At 71.6% G+C, this 19,244-nt stretch carries 14 protein-coding genes; 8 read left to right on the top strand and 6 right to left on the bottom strand.

Going from position 1 to position 19,244, the window contains the following annotated elements; translation table 11 throughout:
- Window positions 1–2: 2 nt before the first annotated feature.
- Window positions 3–905 carry a UTP--glucose-1-phosphate uridylyltransferase GalU gene (galU, locus tag AB0E02_RS16995; RefSeq protein WP_030413383.1) on the bottom strand — a complete coding sequence of 301 codons (903 nt, stop codon included), beginning with the start codon at window positions 903–905 and terminating at the stop codon, window positions 3–5.
- Between the two features lie 111 nt (window positions 906–1,016).
- Between galU and AB0E02_RS16990 the strand changes: the two genes are divergently transcribed.
- On the top strand, window positions 1,017–1,616 hold the full coding sequence (locus AB0E02_RS16990; protein WP_362139879.1) for a 5-formyltetrahydrofolate cyclo-ligase: 600 nt from the start codon (window positions 1,017–1,019) through the stop codon (window positions 1,614–1,616).
- Between the two features lie 162 nt (window positions 1,617–1,778).
- Here the strand turns inward: AB0E02_RS16990 and AB0E02_RS16985 are convergent, their stop codons facing one another.
- On the bottom strand, window positions 1,779–4,496 hold the full coding sequence (locus tag AB0E02_RS16985; RefSeq protein WP_362139877.1) for a penicillin acylase family protein: 2,718 nt from the start codon (window positions 4,494–4,496) through the stop codon (window positions 1,779–1,781).
- A 209-nt stretch (window positions 4,497–4,705) separates the two neighbouring features.
- Between AB0E02_RS16985 and AB0E02_RS16980 the strand changes: the two genes are divergently transcribed.
- The 5 genes from AB0E02_RS16980 (at window position 4,706) to mscL (ending at window position 11,245) form a co-directional block, all read left to right on the top strand.
- A complete protein-coding gene (locus AB0E02_RS16980; protein WP_362140063.1) occupies window positions 4,706–6,226 on the top strand; it encodes a potassium/proton antiporter in 1,521 nt (506 codons plus the stop codon).
- Window positions 6,227–6,548: 322 nt separating this feature from the next.
- On the top strand, window positions 6,549–7,928 hold the full coding sequence (locus AB0E02_RS16975) for an MFS transporter (protein WP_362139874.1): 1,380 nt from the start codon (window positions 6,549–6,551) through the stop codon (window positions 7,926–7,928).
- 300 nt (window positions 7,929–8,228) lie between these two features.
- Window positions 8,229–8,570: an FmdB family zinc ribbon protein gene (locus AB0E02_RS16970; protein WP_362139872.1), complete on the top strand. Its 342-nt coding sequence runs from the start codon at window positions 8,229–8,231 to the stop codon at window positions 8,568–8,570.
- Between the two features lie 338 nt (window positions 8,571–8,908).
- Entirely contained in the window at window positions 8,909–9,742 is an 834-nt protein-coding gene (locus AB0E02_RS16965) for an S-methyl-5'-thioadenosine phosphorylase (protein ID WP_030413377.1), read from the top strand.
- A gap of 999 nt (window positions 9,743–10,741) precedes the next feature.
- The gene (mscL, locus tag AB0E02_RS16960; protein ID WP_362139869.1) at window positions 10,742–11,245 is read left to right on the top strand and encodes a large conductance mechanosensitive channel protein MscL; all 504 of its coding nucleotides are present in this window, start codon (window positions 10,742–10,744) and stop codon (window positions 11,243–11,245) included.
- A gap of 104 nt (window positions 11,246–11,349) precedes the next feature.
- Here mscL and AB0E02_RS16955 read toward each other — a convergent pair whose 3' ends face one another.
- The 3 genes from AB0E02_RS16955 to AB0E02_RS16945 all read right to left on the bottom strand — a co-directional run bounded on the left by AB0E02_RS16955 (window position 11,350) and on the right by AB0E02_RS16945 (window position 14,136).
- Window positions 11,350–11,655: a hypothetical protein gene (locus AB0E02_RS16955; RefSeq protein WP_362139867.1), complete on the bottom strand. Its 306-nt coding sequence runs from the start codon at window positions 11,653–11,655 to the stop codon at window positions 11,350–11,352.
- 476 nt (window positions 11,656–12,131) lie between these two features.
- Window positions 12,132–13,490 carry a hypothetical protein gene (locus tag AB0E02_RS16950; RefSeq protein WP_362139865.1) on the bottom strand — a complete coding sequence of 453 codons (1,359 nt, stop codon included), beginning with the start codon at window positions 13,488–13,490 and terminating at the stop codon, window positions 12,132–12,134.
- A 97-nt stretch (window positions 13,491–13,587) separates the two neighbouring features.
- Entirely contained in the window at window positions 13,588–14,136 is a 549-nt protein-coding gene (locus AB0E02_RS16945) for an AMP-binding protein (RefSeq protein ID WP_362139862.1), read from the bottom strand.
- A gap of 635 nt (window positions 14,137–14,771) precedes the next feature.
- On the opposite strand from AB0E02_RS16945, the gene AB0E02_RS16940 reads away from it, so the two are divergent.
- The gene (locus AB0E02_RS16940) at window positions 14,772–16,217 is read left to right on the top strand and encodes an MFS transporter (protein ID WP_362139859.1); all 1,446 of its coding nucleotides are present in this window, start codon (window positions 14,772–14,774) and stop codon (window positions 16,215–16,217) included.
- A gap of 162 nt (window positions 16,218–16,379) precedes the next feature.
- On the opposite strand, the gene AB0E02_RS16935 is transcribed toward AB0E02_RS16940, so the two are convergent.
- Window positions 16,380–17,984, bottom strand: coding sequence for an MBL fold metallo-hydrolase (locus AB0E02_RS16935; protein ID WP_362139856.1), 1,605 nt, complete (start codon window positions 17,982–17,984; stop codon window positions 16,380–16,382).
- A gap of 314 nt (window positions 17,985–18,298) precedes the next feature.
- Between AB0E02_RS16935 and AB0E02_RS16930 the strand changes: the two genes are divergently transcribed.
- Window positions 18,299–19,243, top strand: coding sequence for a GntR family transcriptional regulator (locus tag AB0E02_RS16930; protein WP_362139853.1), 945 nt, complete (start codon window positions 18,299–18,301; stop codon window positions 19,241–19,243).
- Window position 19,244 lies beyond the last annotated feature (1 nt).

Here is a 19,244-nt window from a genome sequence, read left to right as displayed (position 1 = left end):
TCCTACATCTCCTCGGTGACGTAACTGCGAAGCCAGGTCCGGAAGTCGGGGCCCAGGTCTTCACGTTCGCATGCCAGTCTGACAATGGCACGCAGATAGTCGCCACGGTCACCGGTGTCATAGCGGCGGCCCTTGAAGACGACGCCGTGCACCGGTCCGCCGAGCGACGGGTCGGCGGCGAGCGCCTGGAGGGCGTCGGTGAGCTGGATCTCGCCGCCGCGGCCGGGGTCGGTCTTGCGCAGCACCTCGAAGACGGCCGGGTCGAGCACGTAGCGGCCGATGATCGCGAGGTTGCTGGGGGCCTCGGCCGGGTCGGGCTTCTCGACCAGGTCGGAGACGGTGACCACGTCGTCGTCGCCGGTGGGGGCGGCGGCCGCGCAGCCGTAGAGGTGGATCTGGGCCGGGTCGACCTCCATGAGGGCGATGACCGAGCCGCCGTGCTGTTCCTGCACCTCGACCATGCGGGCCAGCAGGGGGTCGCGGGGGTCGATGAGGTCGTCACCGAGGAGCACGGCGAAGGGCTGGTCGCCCACGTGGGGCGCGGCGCACAGCACGGCGTGGCCGAGGCCCTTGGGGTCGCCCTGGCGGACGTAGTGCATGGTGGCGAGGTCGCTGGATTCCTGGACCTTGGCGAGCCGGGACTCGTCGCCCTTGCGGTGCAGGGCCTCTTCGAGTTCGTAGTTGCGGTCGAAGTGGTCCTCGAGGGGGCGCTTGTTGCGGCCGGTGACCATCAGGACGTCGGAGAGCCCGGCGGCGGCCGCCTCCTCCACCACGTACTGGATGGCGGGCTTGTCGACGACCGGGAGCATCTCCTTGGGTGTGGCCTTCGTGGCGGGGAGAAACCTGGTGCCGAGGCCGGCTGCCGGAATGACAGCCTTGCTGATCCGTGTGTGCGATGGAGTCATGCGCGACACCATAACCGGCCCTTTCGGAACGATGATGAGGGTCCGGTGAATAGAGCATGAGAGCGGGAGCAAGGGCACACAGTGAGCAAGCAGCACGATAGGAAACGAAGGTTGCGGCGGGATCTCCAGGAGGTAAGGAGATCATTGCCGCCGGATGTCCTCGCGGCGGCGGGCGAGGCGCTGGCCCGACGGACCCTGGAACTGGAGGAGTTGGCGCCGTTCCTCGCCCCGTCGACGGCGGACGAGGGCGCCCGCCGGCCGACGGTGGCGGCGTACGTGTCGATGGGCTCGGAGCCGCCCACCGGGGCCCTGCTGGACCGGCTGCGGGAGGCGGGGGTGCGGGTGCTGCTGCCGGTGCTGATGCCGGACAACGATCTCGACTGGGCACCGTACGAGGGCGCCGACCGCCTGGTGCCGGCGGGCTGGGGGCTGCACGAGCCGGCCGGTGAGCGGCTGGGCCCGCAGGCGGTCACGCAGGCGGACGTGGTGCTGCTGCCGGGCCTGGCGGTGGACCGCGACGGGGTGCGGCTGGGCCGCGGCGGCGGCTCGTACGACCGGGTGCTGGAGCGACTGGACCGGGCCGGGGCCCCGGCGCACCTGGTGGTGCTGCTGTTCGACGCGGAGGTGCGGGACGAGGTGCCGGCCGAGCCGCACGACCGGCGGGTGCACGCCGCGGTGACCCCGTCGGGGGTGCACCGGTTCCGGCACTGAGCCCGCACTGAGCCCGCCGGCCCCGCCGCGTACGCCGGAGCCACCGGGCTCGGCCGGACCCGCGGGCGGACCACCGGACCGGGCCGGAACGCCGCCGGGCGGGCCGGAGATCGTCCCGTGGGAGATCTCCGGCCCGCCCGGTGGCTCGTGAGGGCTTCGGCCTTACGGCGACAGCGTCAGGGTGTCCTTGCCGGACTTCTTGACGGCGTCCTCGCTGTACGCCCAGGGCAGCAGCTCGCCCTTGGCCCACTTGTCGGTCTGGTCGTAGTAGTGGGACTCGTAGGCGTGGCCGGAGGCGCCGGTGAGGTTGATCCAGCGGGACTTGTCGAGGTCGGCGAGGTTGACGACCATCCGCATCGACGGCACCCAGGTGACCTTGTAGCCGCCGGCCGCGTTCCAGCCGGTGGCGTCGACCGCGGCCTCACCGCCGCCGAGGTTCCACGGGCCGCGGTTGAACAGGCCCTGCAGCACCCCGGGACCGTCGGTGCCCAGGGTCTGGTTCTTCAGGAACATCTGGTGCAGCCGGCCCCAGGTCCAGTTGTCGATGTTCTTGCCCAGTTTGGAGGTCAGCTCGTAGCGGGCGTCCTTCATGGCGTGCGCGAGGAGCTGGTCGCGGTTCTTGTCGCCGGGGCGGCCGGGCCGGTCCTCGGTCTTCCACCAGGCGTTGCCGGGGTCGTCGAGGATGTTGCGGACGACCTCGTACCAGCGGTCGCCGCCGTCGGGCTGGGCGGTGTCGCCGGCCCGCTCGCCGCATTCGCGGACGTAGGTGTCGTTCTCGTCGGCGGGGCCGGTCTCGTCGGCCGGGCGGACGGTCAGGCACTGGCCCTCGGGACGCAGCTCCTTGGGCATCTTGTTGCCGAAGGCGAGCTTGAGGGTGTTGCGCCAGACGGCGTTGAAGTAGGCGGCCGCGGCGGAGTCGGGCTCCTGGGTGAAGTCCCAGCCCTCCAGCAGCTGCTGGGCGTCGCGGACGTACTTGTCCTTGATGTCGATCTTCGTCAGGTAGGGCGTCAGCAGCCGGGCGATCTCACTGCTGTTGTCCTTCTGGAAGGCCTGCATGTCGTCGGTGGAGACCTTGCCGCCGTCCTTGATCTTCGACTCGATCAGGTCGTTGATCCGCTGGCTGCGGGAGCCGTAGCCCCAGTCCTTGGTGATCAGGTACGGGTACTTCTCGTCGGTGACGGCCTGGTTGGCGGTGACGATGTAGCCGCGCTCGGGGTTGTACTCGTACGGCAGGGCGGCCTGCGGGATGTAGCTCTTCCACTGGTAGCGGGGGTCCCAGCCGGGCGCCGGGTAGGTGCCGTCGAAGTGGCCGTCGCCCTTGCCGCGGACCGGGATCCGGCCGGGTGCCTGGTAACCGATGTTGCCCTTGGTGTCGGCGTAGACCAGGTTCTGCGAGGGCACCTCGAAGTGCGCGGCGGCCTTGCGGAAGCCGGTCCAGTCGTGGGCGCGGTTGAGCTCGAAGACGGCGTCCATGGAGCGGCCGGGGTCGAGCGCGGTCCAGCGGAGCGAGACGGCGTAGCCGTCGCCGCGGTCCGGGGCGGCGTTGCCCACCGGGGCGTCCTTGCCGACGTTGCCGAGTTCGTCGTCGCGGTCGGAGACGATCGGGCCGTTGTTGGTGGCGCGGACGGTGATCTGGTGGCTCTCGCCGCCGGCGACCTTGATGGTCTCCTTGCGCGTGAGGAACGGCCGCTGCCTGTTGTCGTAGAGGTAGCCGTCGGCGTTGACCTTCTCCAGGTACAGGTCGGTGACGTCGGCGCCGAGGTTGGTCATGCCCCAGGAGATGTCCTGGTTGTGGCCGATGACGACGCCGGGCATCCCGGAGAAGGTGAAGCCGGAGACGTCGTAGCCGCACTTGGGGCCGGTGTTACGGCAGTGCAGGCCCATCTGGTACCAGAGCGAGGGCATCTGCGGTGCCAGGTGCGGGTCGTTGGCGAGCAGCGGCTTGCCGGTGGTGGTGTGCGCGCCGGAGACGACCCAGGAGTTGGAGCCGATGCCGTTGCCGTTGGGGCCGAGCAGCGCCGGGACCTCGTTCACCGTCTTGGACAGCGAGGACAGCTGGGACCGGAGTCCGGTGACGGCGCCGCCGGCCGGGGTGGCGTTGGCCGAGCCCTTGGGCGTGAACTTCTTGGTGGCCGGGTCGACCGCACCGCCGTCCACGATCGGCTTGTTCCGCTTGTACGGGTATGCCGGGTAGAGCTCGTTGATCTGCTGCTGGCTGAAGCGGCTGGTCATCAGGGACCGGTCGATCTCTTCCTGCATGTTGCCGCGCAGGTCCCAGGCCATCGCCTTGAGCCAGGCCACCGAGTCGGCCGGCGTCCACTTCTCGGGCTTGTAGTCGTTCTCGAGGTCCAGCGCCGCGTACTCCAGGGAGAGCGCCGAGCCCTCGTGGTCCTTGAGGTAGGCGTTGACGCCGGCGGAGTACGCCTGCAGGTACTTCTTGGTGCTGGGCGAGAGCTTGGTGTCGTACTCCTGCTGCGCGACCCGGTGCCAGCCCAGCGTGCGCAGGAACTCATCGGTCTTGACCTGGCTCTTGCCGAACATCTCGGACAGCCGGCCGGCGGTCATGTGGCGCCGGACGTCCATCTCCCAGAAGCGGTCCTGGGCCTGGACGTAGCCCTGGGCGCGGAAGAGGTCCTCGTCGGTGTCGGCATAGATCTGCGGAATGCCGTTGGCGTCACGGACGACGTCCACCGGGTCGGCCAGGCCCGGGAGTTTGAGCGAGCCGGTGGTCTGCGGGAACGAGGCCCGTACGGTGCTGACTCCCCAGAACGCGCCGAAGCCGATCCCCGCCACGAGCAGCAGCACGACCGTGATGGCGACGAGGCGGCCGCGCCGCCCCTTCTTCTTCCTGGGGACTGGGCCGGACTTGTTGGCGGGCATCTCTGTCCTTCGAGGGGCAGGGTGGGAGTGCTGGAGCAACCATAGGCGCACGGGTTCGGCGACCCCTACGCGGAGTCACCACCAGCACCCCCAACCTTCAAGCAATGGTAAATTGTTAGCCTCAGTAACTAGATACGGTAAGGAAAGAGCCCCCGAAGACCACCCCCGGACCGTCGTTTTTCGGAACCCGTGCGAGGAAGGACCAGCTCCTGACTGTCGACCACCTCAACGAACTCCTGCTGCTCTGCTCGCTCGTACTGCTCATCGCGGTCGCCGCGGTACGGCTATCCTCGCGCAGCGGGCTCCCCAGCCTGCTCATCTACCTGGGGATAGGCATCGCCATGGGCCAGGACGGTCTCGGCGGGGTCGTCTTCGACGACGCCGAGCTGACCCAACTCCTGGGCTATGCCGCGCTGGTCGTGATCCTCGCCGAGGGCGGTCTGGGCACCAAGTGGAAAGAGATCAAGCCGGCACTGCCCCAGGCGGCGGTGCTGTCGACGGTCGGCGTCGCGGTGAGCGTGGGGGTCACCGCGGCCGGAGCGCACTATCTGGCCGGTCTCGGCTGGCGGCAGGCGCTGCTGATCGGCGCCGTGGTCTCGTCCACGGACGCCGCGGCGGTCTTCTCCGTGCTGCGCAGCGTGCCGCTGCCGGCCCGGCTCTCGGGTGTCCTCGAAGCGGAATCCGGCTTCAACGACGCCCCGGTGGTCATCCTGGTCGTCGCCTTCTCCACCGCGCGAGAGGTCGACCACTGGTACGTCCTCCTCGGTGAGATCGCCCTGGAGCTGGCGATCGGCGCCGCCCTCGGTCTCGCGATCGGCTGGCTCGGCGCCTACTGCATGCGGCACGTGGCCCTGCCGGCCTCCGGCCTCTACCCCATCGCCGTCATGGCCATCGCGGTCTCCGCCTACGCCGCCGGCGCACTGGCGCACGGCTCGGGCTTCCTCGCTGTCTATCTGGCCGCGATGATCCTCGGCAACGCCAAACTGCCGCACGCCCCGGCCACCCGCGGCTTCGCCGAGGGGCTCGGCTGGATCGGCCAGATCGGCATGTTCGTCCTGCTGGGCCTGCTGGTCACCCCGCACAACCTCCTCGACGACGTGGTGCCGGCCCTGGTCATCGGCATGATCCTGACCCTCGTCGCCCGCCCGACGTCGGTGTTCGTCTCGCTGCTGCCGTTCCACGTGCCCTGGCAGGAGAAGACCCTGCTGTCGTGGGCCGGGCTGCGCGGCGCGGTCCCCATCGTGCTGGCCACCATCCCGATGGTGGGCGCCGTCCCCGGCAGCGAGGGCGTCTTCAACATCGTCTTCGTCCTGGTCGTGGTCTACACCCTGATCCAGGGGCCGACCCTGCCCTGGCTCGCCCGGCACCTCCGGCTGGGCGACGGCGAGGAACCCGCCGACCTGGGCATCGAGTCCGCCCCGCTGGAGCGGCTGCGCGGCCATCTGCTGTCGACGTCCATCGGGCCGGCCTCCCGGATGCACGGCGTCGAGGTCGGCGAGCTGCGGATGCCGGCGGGCGCCGCGGTCACCCTCGTCGTCCGGGACGGCTCCAGTTTCGTGCCGTCGCCGTCGACCGTGCTGCGGCGCGGCGACGAGCTGCTGGTCGTCGCCACGGACCCGGTGCGCGACGCGGCCGAGCGGCGGCTGCAGGCGGTCTCCCGGGGCGGCAAGCTGGCCGGCTGGCTGGGCACCGGCGGCGCCCCGCGACGGCGCGGCCACGGCCACCACTGACATCCGTAGGGCCGGTGGCGGGCCGCCCCGCAATGTGGCGGACATCTCCAAGAAACCCAAGGAAAAGCGGGTGAAGCGCTGGCTAATCCCAAGGCTTCACCCGCTCGGGCCTGTACAATCAAGAAGGAACAACGACGAACCACCTCTGCCTGATGCAGAGCTGGCGCGACCGCTCGGCGGCCGCGGTCCCCTGCCACCTGCAGCCACCTCTCGGGGTGCGGACCACGCGGTATCACTCGGTCCAGCGCGAGAGGACAGCTCTCGGCGCGTACCCGTGACGACCTCTCGGCGACGCGCTACCAGGCGGCAGAAAGGCCCGGCCGTGGCATCCGCGGTCAAGCAATCCCGTCCCGGTTACGGACAACTGCTCCGCACCCCTGGTGCGTGGACCTTCCTCCTGCCCGGCTTTCTGGCCCGGCAGCCGTTCGCGATGCTGACCATCGGCATCGTGCTGCTCGTCCAGTCCACCACCGGCTCCTACGGCACCGCCGGCGCGGTCTCGGCCGCCACCGGTGTCTCGATGGCACTGTTCGCGCCGCAGAGCGGCAAGCTCGCCGACCGTTTCGGCCAGCGCGCGGTGCTGATTCCCGGCACCCTCGTGCACACCGCCGGTGTCGCGGCGCTGATCGTCCTGGCCCTGGCGCACGCCCCCCTGTGGGCGCTGCTCGCCGTGGCCGTCCCCACGGGCGCCTCGACTCCGCAGGTCGGCCCGATGGTGCGGGCCCGCTGGGCGTCCCGCCTCGGCGGCAGCCCGCTGATGCCGACGGCGGCCGCCTTCGAGTCGGTGACCGACGAGTTCACCTTCGTGGTCGGCCCGGTCCTGGCGACCGCGCTGTGCACCGGAATCCACCCGGCCGCCGGCCTGATCGCCGAGGCCGTGCTGACCCTGGCCGGCGGTCTGCTCTTCGCTTCCCAGCGCCGCACCCAGCCGCCCGTCCACCGGGCCCAGGCCGACGACCGGCCGCGCGTCTCGGCCCTGTCGGTCCCCGGCGTCCGCGTGCTGATCGTGGCGTTCCTCGGCATCGGCGCCGTCTTCGGCGGCATGCAGGTCTCGCTGACCGCGTTCACCCAGGCCATCGGCCAGCCCGGCATCAACGGCCTGCTCTACGGGATCTTCGCCGGCGGCAACATGCTCGCCGGGATCGCCTGCGGCGCCATCGCCTGGAAGGTCGGCCCGCGCCGCCGGCTGCTGGTCGCCTACGGGCTGCTGGCGCTGGCCACCACCCCGCTGTGGGCGGTGACCGCGGTACCGCTGCTGGGCGCCGTCGGCCTGGTCGTCGGCCTCTGCATCGCCCCCGCCCTGATCACCGGCTACACCCTGGTCGAGTCCCTGGTCCCGGCCGCCGCCCGCACGGAGGCGTTCACCTGGCTGACCGCCGCGGTCGCCCTGGGTCAGGCCGCCGCTGCCACCTCCGCCGGCCAGCTCACCGACCGCTTCAGCCCCAGCACCGGCTTTCTGGTCCCCCTGGCCGGCACGGCCCTGGCCCTGGTGGTGCTGCTGGCCCTGCGCGCCCACCTGCTGCCGCGCACCTCCTCCGCCGCGGCCGACTCGGACCGGCCGGACACGGCGGCCGAAACGGACCCGACGACGGAGCAGGCGACGGAGCCGGTCGCGGCGTCCGGGGCCGACTGCGGCAGCGACTCCGGCACCGGGACCGGCACGGCGGCCGAGGATCGTGGGCGGGAGCTGGCGAACGCCTGACGGCGCGGACGCGGACGGGTGCGGACGGACGCGGACGGGTGTCGGCGCCGGGCGCGGACGGGGGACGGGGGCCGTCGCGGGGTGCCGACGACGGGCGCGGACGGGTGACGGGGGGCCGTCGAGCGGTGCCGGCGGGGTGCGGGGAACGCCTGTCGCCGTCCGTCGCGAACCGGTCCCGGACGGGGGGTCGGACGTGGGGTCGGTCACCGTCTGCCCGGTCGCAGTGGACTGACGCGCCGGAATACTGCAATATGGAGCGTCGTTAGCACTCATCGAGTGAGAGTGCCAGGAGGAAGTCAAGTGCCGACCTACCAGTACCAGTGCACCGCGTGCGGCGAGGGCCTTGAGGCGGTGCAGAAGTTCACCGACGACGCGCTGACGGAGTGCCCCAGCTGCAACGGACGCCTCAAGAAGGTGTTCTCCGCGGTCGGCATCGTCTTCAAGGGTTCCGGCTTCTACCGCAACGACAGCCGCGGCTCGTCGTCCAGCAGCAGCCCCGCGAAGAGCCCCTCCTCGTCGAGCACGACGTCGTCCTCGGACTCCGCCGGCTCCTCGTCGAGCAGCTCCAGCTCCGACAGCAAGCCGTCCGCGCCCGCCACGTCATCCTCCGGCAACGCGTCGAGCACCAGCTCCGCGGCCTGAGCCTGACCGGCAACGTCCGCAACGCCGGCAACGCAGAGAGCACAGACAGCACAGACATCTTCGGGCCCCGCCGTCGTCGGACGGCGGGGCCTGCTGCATGCGGGGCCACCGCATCCTGGTCCGCTCGATTTCGGTCCACTGCGTGCCGGTTCGCTGCGTGCCGGCTCGCTGCATCCCGGCCCACTGCGTCCCGGCCCGCCGCCGCCCGATCCGCTGCCGCACGGTCCCCTGCCACCTCGGTCCGCTGCCACCTCGGTCCCGCTACCGCCTCGGTCCGCTGCATGCATGCCCCCGGGGTGGCGGATCTCGCGGTGGCCGCCCCCGCTAAGGTGACCGCCATGGCTGACGCGGAAATAGGCGTAATAGGCGGGTCGGGCTTCTACTCCTTCCTCGACGACGTGACCGAGATCACGGTCGACACCCCCTACGGTCGCCCCAGCGACTCGGTGTTCCTCGGCGAGATCGCCGGCCGCCAGGTCGCGTTCCTCCCCCGGCACGGCCGCGACCACCGCCTCCCGCCGCACCGCATCAACTACCGCGCCAACCTGTGGGCGCTGCGCTCGCTCGGCGTACGCCAGGTCCTCGGCCCGTGCGCGGTCGGCGGGCTGCGCCCCGAATACGGCCCCGGCACGCTGCTGGTCCCCGACCAACTCGTGGACCGCACCAAGGCCCGCGTCCAGACCTACTTCGACGGCGAGCCGCTGCCTGACGGGAGCGTCCCCAACGTCGTCCACCTGACGTTCGCCGACCCCTACTGCCCGGCCGGCCGCCAGGCCGCCCTCGCTGCCGCCCGCGGCCGCGAGTGGGAGCCGGTCGACGGCGGCACGCTCGTCGTCATCGAGGGCCCGCGCTTCTCGACCCGCGCCGAATCCCGCTGGCACGCCGCCCAGGGCTGGTCCGTGGTCGGCATGACCGGGCACCCCGAGGCGGTCCTGGCCCGCGAACTGAGCCTCTGCTACACCTCGTTGACCCTGGTCACCGACCTGGACGCGGGCACCGAGACCGGCGACGGCGTCTCCCACGAGGAAGTCCTCCAGGTCTTCGCCCAGAATGTCGGCCGGCTCCGCGAGGTCCTCTTCGACGCGGTCGCCGCCCTGCCCCGGTCCACCGACCGCACCTGCCCCTGCGCCGACGCCCACGCGGGCTGGGACCTGGGCATCGAACTGCCGTAAGACGCCTGGCGGGCCGGGGACCAAGGCCGGGCCTGGGGCCAGGGCCGGGCCTGGGGCCAGGGCCGGGCCTGGGGCCAGGGCCGGGTCTGCGGTCAGGCACGGGCTGGGACCAGGCACGGGCGGGAAGCAGGCACGAACGAGGACCAGGCACGGGCGGGGAGCAGGCACGGGCTGGGGCCAGGCCCGGGTCCGGGCCCGCCGCCTCTCCTCGCCCCGCTCGTCCCCCGCCTGGGTGGCGAAGTTATCCACATCCCGAAGCTTCTCCACAGGCCACAGCGGGCACGGGCGCGATACGGCACGGTGGTGCTCGCCGATTCCACCAAGGCTCGTCCGATCTCCGATTACCGATCTGCGATCTGCGACTCCCGACCTCTGAGTCGCCGACGAGCCCCTCACCAGCCAAGGCGGACCACCATGCCCACCACGCCGTACACCCCACTCGCCTCGCGCTCTCCCGTTCCCTCTGCTGATCTCCCACCCGATCTCTCAGCCGACCTTCCGCCCGACCTCGCGTCGCCACCCCTCCCCACTCCCCCACGGTGTGAAGTGCCCCACTTTCCACCGGTACGAGCCGGTGGCGGCAGGGGCCGATGGGGCGGGACCGGGCCACGCCGGATGCTGATCGCCGGGCTCGCGATGACCGCCGCAGCACTGGCCGGCGCGGCCTCGTACGGGGCCGTACGAGCCTTACCCGCGACGGGCTGCCCGTCGACGGCGGTTCTGGGAGGGCGGTAGCCATGCCGCAAGATCGAGTGGCTTCCCCGCACACCGCCCGCGAGACTGCTGCGAGTGGCGGGGCACCTGCCGCGGAGGACCGGGGCCGGTCGCGCCAACGGCGGCGCACCGCCCGCACCGGAACCGCCGGACCGGTCCACCGCAAGAAACCAATCTTCGTGTTGCCCGACTGGACAGCTCTGCCGTGCCCTGCCGTAAGTTGCGGTGCTGATTGTTCGTGCACCGTCCGTGGTGAGCGTCGTGAGCGTGGAAAGAGGCTGTCAGGTGAGCGAGAGCAAGGGCGTCCTGCAGGGGTTCAAGGAATTCCTGATGCGGGGCAACGTCATCGAACTCGCGGTCGCGGTCGTTGTCGGTGCGGCGTTCACCAACATCGTCAACGCCGTGGTCAAGGGCGTGATCAACCCGATCGTCGGCGCTCTGGGTTCGCAGAACCTCGACAACTACAAGGCCTGCCTCACCACCTGCCACACGGACAAGAAGACGGGCGCGTTCACCGACGGGATCTACGTCCTCTGGGGTTCGGTGCTCAGTTCCGCACTGACCTTCCTGATCACCGCCGGGGTCGTCTACTTCCTCATGATCCTTCCGATGAACAAGTGGAAGGAGCGCCAGGCGGCCAGGAAGCCGGTCGACAACGCCCCGCTGGCCCCGACCGAGGTCGAGCTGCTCACCGAGATCCGCGACGCCCTCATCGCCCAGCGCACCACCTCTGCTCCCGTGCCCTCCTCCACCTCGGGCACGATCGGCACCCAGAAGACGCAGAGCTAGCAGGTCAGAAGCGGCCACGCCCGGCGGCCGCCCCAGAGGTCTTCGAGACCTTCGAGGTCTTCCAGGTCTCCGGAATATCCGTGATCTCCAAGATCTCAGGGATCTCAGAGGTGATGGGGCGGCTTCTCGGCGAGGAAACGGGCGAGGTCGGAGGCGCTGTCTCCACCGGCCGGCCGTTCGCCCCAGCCCCTGTCGGTGTCGTCCGAGGACTGCTGGTTCAGCGGGTCGTCGAAGATCAGCGCCGCGGCGGACTTGGGGGTCGCCCGCCGAGGGGCCACGGTCGCGGGCTCAGGCGCGGCCTCGGAGGCAGCCGCCTGCCCACGGTCACCGTCTCCCTCGACGGCGGAGTCCGGGGCAGCAGGACCGGCCTGGGGCTCAGCATCCCGCTCGAAATCAGGGGTGGTACTCACCTCTCCAGAGTACGGGCGAGCTCGTACGGGCGAGCCCAACGAAGCCACCGAGCGGCAATGCCCCTCGGCACTCCTTCCGCGGCACGCCGCCACACCAGCCTCCGGCCCCTCCCCTCAGTCATTCACCCACCCTCCCGCGAGCGTGCCCCTGGGCATCGATTGCCGGGCTCGCCGGCCCCGTCCCGTCGCCGGAGCTGCTCCTCACAGCCCGATTCCGCGCCAAAACGGCCCCAGGGATGCCTCCGGCACGTACACGTACACGCACCCCCGCTTGCCCGCGCCTCCCGGCGGGCGGCGCCGATGTCTAGTGGCCCTTGTCGTGGGTGGGTATGGGACGCGGGCGCTGGCCGCCGTTGGGCCGGGTCGGCGGGCTCTGGGAGGCGTGGCTGCGCTTGTGGGGACGAGTCCGGTCGGTGCTGCCGGGGAGGGAGTGGCGAGCGGGTGCGGATGAGGAGTGAGGGGAGGACATGGGTCGGTCACCTTTCAGATGGACCTGAAACAGGTACGTCACTTGAACCCCCGTTGACCCGTGAGAGGTCGGCGCTGCCGCGAGCAGAGGGCAACAGCGGGACGACGTCGTAGGCAAATCGCTGGCTGGTGTTGGCTGTTCGGTCGCGTAGACGGCGCCACAGGAAATGGCCGGCGCCCGCGATCACGAGGCCGACGGCGAAGTGGAGGCCGTGGAACACGGCCCGGCCGACGGCGTCGGAGGGAGGGAAACCGGGGGTTTTCGGGCCCCAGAGGCGCATTGCGTAGCCCGGGCAGGGGTCGGCACCGGTCGATGCGGTGACGGTGACCCAGTCCCAACAGGTGAGGGGGAAGGTCATCAGCGCGGCGAGCAGGCAGCCCCGGAAGGCGGCGAGCAGGCAGCCCCGGAAGCCGAGTTGGTGGGCGGCCCAGCGGGTGGTGGAACGGGCGCCGAGGCATTGCAGTAAGCCCGGGCAGGGGGTCGCCAGTTGGGGCAGGACGGTGGGCGCTTTACGGAAATTCCCGCGAGAGAAGCAGGTGTGCCGGACCTGTCGGAGCAGGCGGCGGGCGAGGGGTTCGCTGACCCGGACGGTGTGGCGGTAGGCGACGCGGATAGCGCAGAAGACGGTGGCCACGGCGTACAGGAGCAGCGTCGACTCGGAGCCCCGGAGCAGGCGGCTGCCCAGGATGAGGGCGATGGCGCGAACGAGGGCCAGGGCAAAGGTGAGGAGCAGCGCGACGGCGAGGAGCAGCGTCGACTCGGAATCCCGGAGCATGCGGCTGCCCAGGACGAGGGCGAGGGCGCGCGCGAGGGCCAGGGCAAAGGTGAGGAGCAGCGCGACGGCGAGGAGCAGCGTCGACTCGGAATCCCGGAGCAGTCGGCCGCCCAGGACGAGGGCGAGGGCCAAGGCGACGGCGGGGAGCAGCGCGACGGCGGAGGTCGTGAGTGGGGCGCGGACGGTCGCTGTTGACCTGGTCCGCGGCGGGCCCACAGGTGCCTGAGGGCGGCCGGTCACCTCGCCTCCGCCGGTCGCCCCGCTGTCCCCGGTCGCCCGGCTACCGCCGATGACCTGACTACCGCCTGTCACCTGGCTACCGTTGGCCGCCTCGATACCGCCGACAACCTCGCTACCGCTGGTCGCCTCGATACCGCTGGTCGTCCCGGAGCCGTAGGTCGTCCCGGAGCCGTAGGTCGGCGTGGAGTCGTAGGTCGGCGTGGTGTCGTTGTCGGGCGTTTTGGTGGCGTCGGTCGGCTTGGCTCTGCCGGTTGCCGCAGGGGTACCGGTTGCGTTGGCCGCCTCGGGCCCGGCGGGCCCGGCCGGGGTGGCGGCAGGGGCGGGTGGGGCGGCGTCCGGGTGCTGGGGCACGAGGCCCACGCTAGGAAGGTACTGGGCGGTTCGCCCGTTTTTGTGGCCTCAGTGGGTGACGTGTGCGGGAGAGATCGAGACCCTTCCCTGCCGGTCCCTACCGGCAGGCGGCTGTCCGTCCCTCCAGGGCCTCGTGCCACCACAGGTCGCGGCCCGGCTTCCAGGAGACCGGCCGGGAGCAGCGGTTCACCACCAGGACCGTCCCTATGGGCGTCTGCCCCGACGCGGCGGCGCGCGCCAGTGCGTGGTCGAGCAGCGGCTTCACCGGCCGTACCGCCCCGTCCCAGAACGCCGCGTCCGCCGTGATCACCACCCGCGCCGACGACTCCCGCGTACGCGCCACGAGTTCGGGCACCGTCAGAGAGACCGGCAGGGTCGTCCGGATCGCCTCCAGTCGACCGCAGGCGAGCGTGGCGATCACGGATTCCGGCACCAGCGGCAGGTGCACCGCGACCCGGTCACCGGCCCGGACCCCGAGCCGGGCGAGTGCGCCGGCGGCCCGTTCGGCCTGGTCCAGGAGCATGCCGTGGGTGAGCTCTTCAAGGCGGCCCGGTTCCCCGCTCCAGGTGAGGGCGATCCGCGAGGAATCGGGCTCTTGTATTTCCCCGGCGGGGTCTGCATGCTTGGTGATCACACGGCGCAACATGCGGATCAGCATGGAGATCACCGATCAACGATCGCTGAACGTCCGCTGTACGGGGCCCCGCGCCCGCCCCTTCTCGCACCCAGGCAGCTGGCTCGCGCTCTGAAGCCCTGCCCCTCCCGGTGCACTTCATCCCTCCTTTCCGCTTCCGTTTTCCGTTTGGGCGTCTTCCGTTGCCTGCCGGACATCGAACGGAGCCATCGCCCGCAGCCGTCGCACGGAGCCATCGCACGAAGCACGCCGCGACGAAGCACGTCGCGTACGGCATGGCGCGCGGCCGGATGTCGCGTACGGCATGGCGCGCGGCGCTGGCCGCAGGCGCTGGCCGTAGGCCCCGTGCCCCACGTCGGTTGGCGTCCGCCGGTTGGCGTTCGTCGGCTGGCCTTCGTCGGCTGGCGTTCGTCGGCTGGCGTTCGTCGGCTGTGCCTGGCAGCGCACCCGTGAGAGGTGGTCCGTCCCTTTCCATGTCCGATCCCACACCCACCCCCAAACCCAAGCCCACAGCCCTTCCCGCACCCCATGCCCACACCGATGCCCACGCTCTGATGCCCTCACCGATGCCCATGCCCGCTTCCGCGCCGTCTCTGCACCGGCAAGGGTCGTCGTCGCGTCGTCAGGCCCGTTGGGCGCTGGCGGCCGTGGCGACCAGCGCGTTCTGCGTTCAGCTGGACTCGTTCGCGTTGAATCCCGCGCTGCCCGTCATCCGTGCCGAGTTGCACGGCTCCGCGGCCGCCGCCGCATGGGCCGTCAGCGGATATCTGCTGGCCGCCGGTTCGTTGATGCCGGTCGCCGGTCGGCTCGGGGATCTCTACGGCCGGCGTCGGATGCTGCTCGTCGGGCTGGTGCTCTTCGCGGCCGCCGCCTCCCTCTGTGCGCTCGCGCCCTCGCTGCCGCTCCTGGTGGCGGCGCGGGTGCTCCAAGGGACGGGCGGCGCGTTGATCATGCCCACCGGGTTGGCGCTGCTGACGAATGTGTCCCCACCGGGCCGCGAGCGAAGGGGAGTTGGCGGTCAACGGGCCATCGGCCGGACGCTGGGCCTGGCGGGGGTGGCCACGGTCTGCGGGCCGTTCCTGGGTGGCGTGTTGGCCGCTTCGGTGTCCTGGCGGGCCGTCTTCTGGCTCACCGTGCCGCCGACCGCGATCGCCGCGCTCTGCGCCCTGCGTGCGCCCGCCTCGCGCGCCGCCGACCCGCGCCCTCTCGACGTCATCGGTGCGGTCACCGCCACCGGGGCGCTCGCCTGCCTGGCCCGCTGGTTGCAGCAGCCCACCGACGGGCTCTGGGGGGCCGCCACGGCGGTGCTCGGCGCACTGTTCGTACGGGCCGAGCGCCGGGCGGCACAGCAGCAGCGGGATGGGCGCCGCTCACCCGTGCCACTCCTAGACCCCTCGTTGTTCCGCAATCGGCCGTACGTGGCGCTGACCGCGGCCGGGGCGGTGGCCAATGCCGCGACGGTGGCGCTGCTGTACGTCCTCCCTCTGTTGCTGTCGCGCGGGCAGGGGTGGCCGGCCCCCGGGGCGGAACCGGCACTTCTCGCTCCGGCCGCGGCGCTGGCCGCCGGTGGGCCGCTGGCAGGACGGGTGCGCCCCGCGGCGGCCGTACGGGTGATGTCCCTCTGCCTGTTCACCGCAGCGGCGGCGCTCTGCGCACTCGGGTGGGCGGGGGCGGGGATGGTGGCGGGGACCGGTTCGGCGGCGAGGGCCGCCGCGGCCCTCACGACGACGACCGCCACGATGCCGGTCCCCACGGAGACGACCGCCACGATGACGGTCCCCATGGAGACGACCGCCATGGCGACGACAGTCACGGCGACGACCGCCACGACCGCGATTGCCGCCACGGTGGCCGCGGCGGCGCTGGGGGTGGCCGGTGGGCTGGCCCTCGCCGGCACCCAGGCGGTGGTACGCCGCGAGCGCGCCGGTGCGGCGTCCGGCGTGACCAAGGCGGTGATGACGGCCACGGCAGGCCTCGGGCTCACGGCCGGCGGCGGTGCGGGCCCGTCCCTGACGCTCCCGGCCGCGGCCTGCCTCGTTGCGGGCGGGGCGCTGGTACTCGTCCGCGTACTGCCACCGGGGCGGCGGCACTGACCGGTCGACGGGCCGGGGGGAGAGGACGTCCCACGATGGTCGCCCTTCCCGGGCTGCGGCCTCCGCGCCCACCCTTACCGGGCCCGCGGCCCCCACGCCCGCCCCTCCCACCTCAGGTCCGGCCTCAGGTACCGGTTTCAGGTCCCGCCTCAAGTACCGGCCTCAGGTACCGGCCATCGCCTCATAGCCGCCCTCCAGATCGCACACGTCCCCGAACCCCCGCGCCTCCAAAAGGGCTGCCGCGATCACCGAGCGGTTTCCGCTGCGGCAGTAGAGGACGACCGGGCGGGCCGGGTCCAGTTCGGTGATGCGGTCCGGGAGGGTGGCCAACGGGATGCTGCGGGCGCCCGGGAGCGCGCCCGCCGCGTACTCGGCGGGGTTGCGGACGTCGACCAACTGGGCCCGGGGAAACCGACCGCCGGTATCGGGACCCGTAGCCGTAACCGTAGCCATAGCCATAGCCGCATCCCAGCCCGTACCCGAACCCACGGCCGTAGCCGTACCCGTAGCTGTACCAGTGGCCGTATCCGTAGCTGTGTCCGTAGCTGTACCGGTAGCCGTATCCGAGCCCGAACCCGAGCCCGACCCCGTAGTCATATCCGTATCCGAGCCGTCGACGGTCAACTGGCGCAACTTCTCTGCAAGTTCCTCAGGACCGACGCGGTGGCTGCGGCGGACCAGTGCAGGTTCCCGGTTCAATACAGCGGCCGGGTCGGGGAGATGGCCGAGTACGTGGTCGTAGCCGATGCGGGCGAGCCGCAGGCGGGCCTCCCGTTCCTTACCGGGGTCGGCGAGCAGCACGATCGGGGTGCCCGGGGCGACCACGCTGCCCGCGTACTCCGCGAACCGCGTGTCCAGGCTCGTGTGCAGTGATCCCTGCAGATGCGCCCGGGTGTAGGAGGCCAGTGGCCGGCAGTCCAGCAGTACGGCGCCCTGCTGGTCGCGGGCCGCGAGGGCCTCCTCCAGGGTGAGGGCGGGCGGTTCGTCGGCATCCAGGAGCGGGTGTCCGTCCCGGTTGAGGGCGGCGTCGTGGGCGAAGTAACCGGGTGTGGCGGGTTGTCCGGCGGTGACCAGCCGTACGAATTCGGCCACCGGCATGGGCTGCAGGGCGTAGTTGAGGCGTCGCTGGTCCCCGATGGTGGAGCTGGTCTCGGTGGACAGACTCCGGCCGCAGGCCGATCCGGCGCCGTGTGCGGGAAAGACCCGGGTCGCGTCCGGGAGGGTCAGGAGTTTGGTGTGCAGGGAGTGATGCAGGCGTACGGCCATGTCGTGCGGGGAGTGGCCGGCGGCGGAGAGCAGGTCGGGGCGGCCGACGTCGCCGACGAACAGCGTGTCGCCGGTGAGCACGCCGAACGGTACGGGGTCGTCGGGGTCTTCGTGGACGACCAGGCAGAGGGACTCCAGGGTGTGGCCAGGGGTGGCGAGCACGGTGAGGGTGACGCCCCCGCTCCCGCCGTTGCCCGCCTCCCCGAGGAAGATGCGCTCGCCGTCCCGTAACCGCCGTATGGGGAAGCCGGTTCGGGCGGCCTCCCCGAAGGCGATGGTGGCGCCGGTGGCGCGGGCGAGTTCGAGGTGTCCGGAGAGGAAGTCGGCGTGCACATGCGTCTCGATGACGAGCTCGATGCGCAGGCCGGCGGCCGCCGCGTCCTGGAGGTAGTCGTCGATGTCACGGCGCGGGTCGACGAGAACGGCGCGTCCGGTGGTCTCGTCACCGATCAGGTACGACGCCTGGGAGAGGCAGTCGAGGTAGTACTGCGCGAAGTGCACGGTCGGCCTCCAGGGTGGGCGCCCCGGGCGGCGGCTGAGGTCCGCTCGGGCGGGCGGGACGATGCGTTGTGCGGATGCACGGATGTACGTACATTAGGGAGCCGGGTTGGCGGGCGACAAGCCGGGTTCCGGTGCGAGCGCCGCGAGCTGACCCGGCATCAGCCGATCCGTCCCCCAGGCCGCGGAGGGGTATCCCGCACATGTCGACCGAGCCGGCAGACCCCCGCAACGGTGGGCGCGGTACGAACCGTGAGCACAGTTCGAGCCATGAGCACGGTACGAACCGTGAGAGCGGTTCGCACAGCGCTCACGATGTGCACAGCGCTCGCGAGGCGCACGCCGCCCCCGGCGCGTACGCTCCGCGCGCCCTGGACCGGCGCTCGCCGCTCCCCCTCTGGGCGCAGCTCCTCGACGATCTGCGCCGCCGGATGGACGCCGGCGCGTTCACCGAGGAGTTTCCCGCCGAGCACCGGCTCACGGCCGAGTACGAGGTCAGCCGGCACACCGTCCGCGAGGCGCTGCGCAAGCTGCGCGCCGACGGCCTGGTGATCGCCGAACGCGGGCGCGCCAGCCGCCTGGACACCCGCCGCATACAGCAGCCGCTCGGCTCGCTCTACAGCCTCTTCCGGGAGCTGGAGGGGCAGGGCGTGGAGCAGCGCAGTGAGGTGTTGCGTCTCGAGCGGACCGCGGACGGCACGATCGCCGGGCATCTGGGGCTGGTGCCGGACGCACCGCTGGTCGTACTGGAGCGGCTGCGGCTGGCGGACGGCGAACCGCTCGCCCACGACACCGCGTATCTGCCCGCCGAGATCGCCGAGCCGCTGCTGGACGCGGACTTCGGGCACACCTCCCTCTACGGCGAGTTGTCGCGGCGCTGTGCGGTGAAGGTCACCGGTGGCCGGGAGCGGATCCAGCCGTTCCTGCCGGACATCCGGCAGGCGTGGCTGCTGGGGCTGGCCGACCGGGAGCCGGCGTTCGCGATCGAGCGGCTGGGGCGGTCCGGGGAACGGCCGGTGGAATGGCGCGAAACGGTGGTCCGCGGTGACCGGTTCACGTTCGTGGCGGAGTGGTCGGACAGCAGCCCGGCCGTCGCCTTGGCCCCACGCGCGGCGAACCCGTCCACCGTCCCACATCCGCACACCTCGGGTCCCTCCGCCCCGCGCACCTCGTCCCCGCCAAACCCGGCCCCCTCCCAGGATCCGTCCGCACATGCGCCCTCGGAACCGGCCGCGCATCCCTCCTCGTGTCCGTCCGCCTAGC

This window comes from Streptomyces sp. NPDC048196 (assembly GCF_040652715.1).
Lineage (GTDB): Bacteria > Actinomycetota > Actinomycetes > Streptomycetales > Streptomycetaceae > Streptomyces > Streptomyces siderophoricus.
This window is presented reverse-complemented; position numbering and strand designations above follow the sequence as displayed.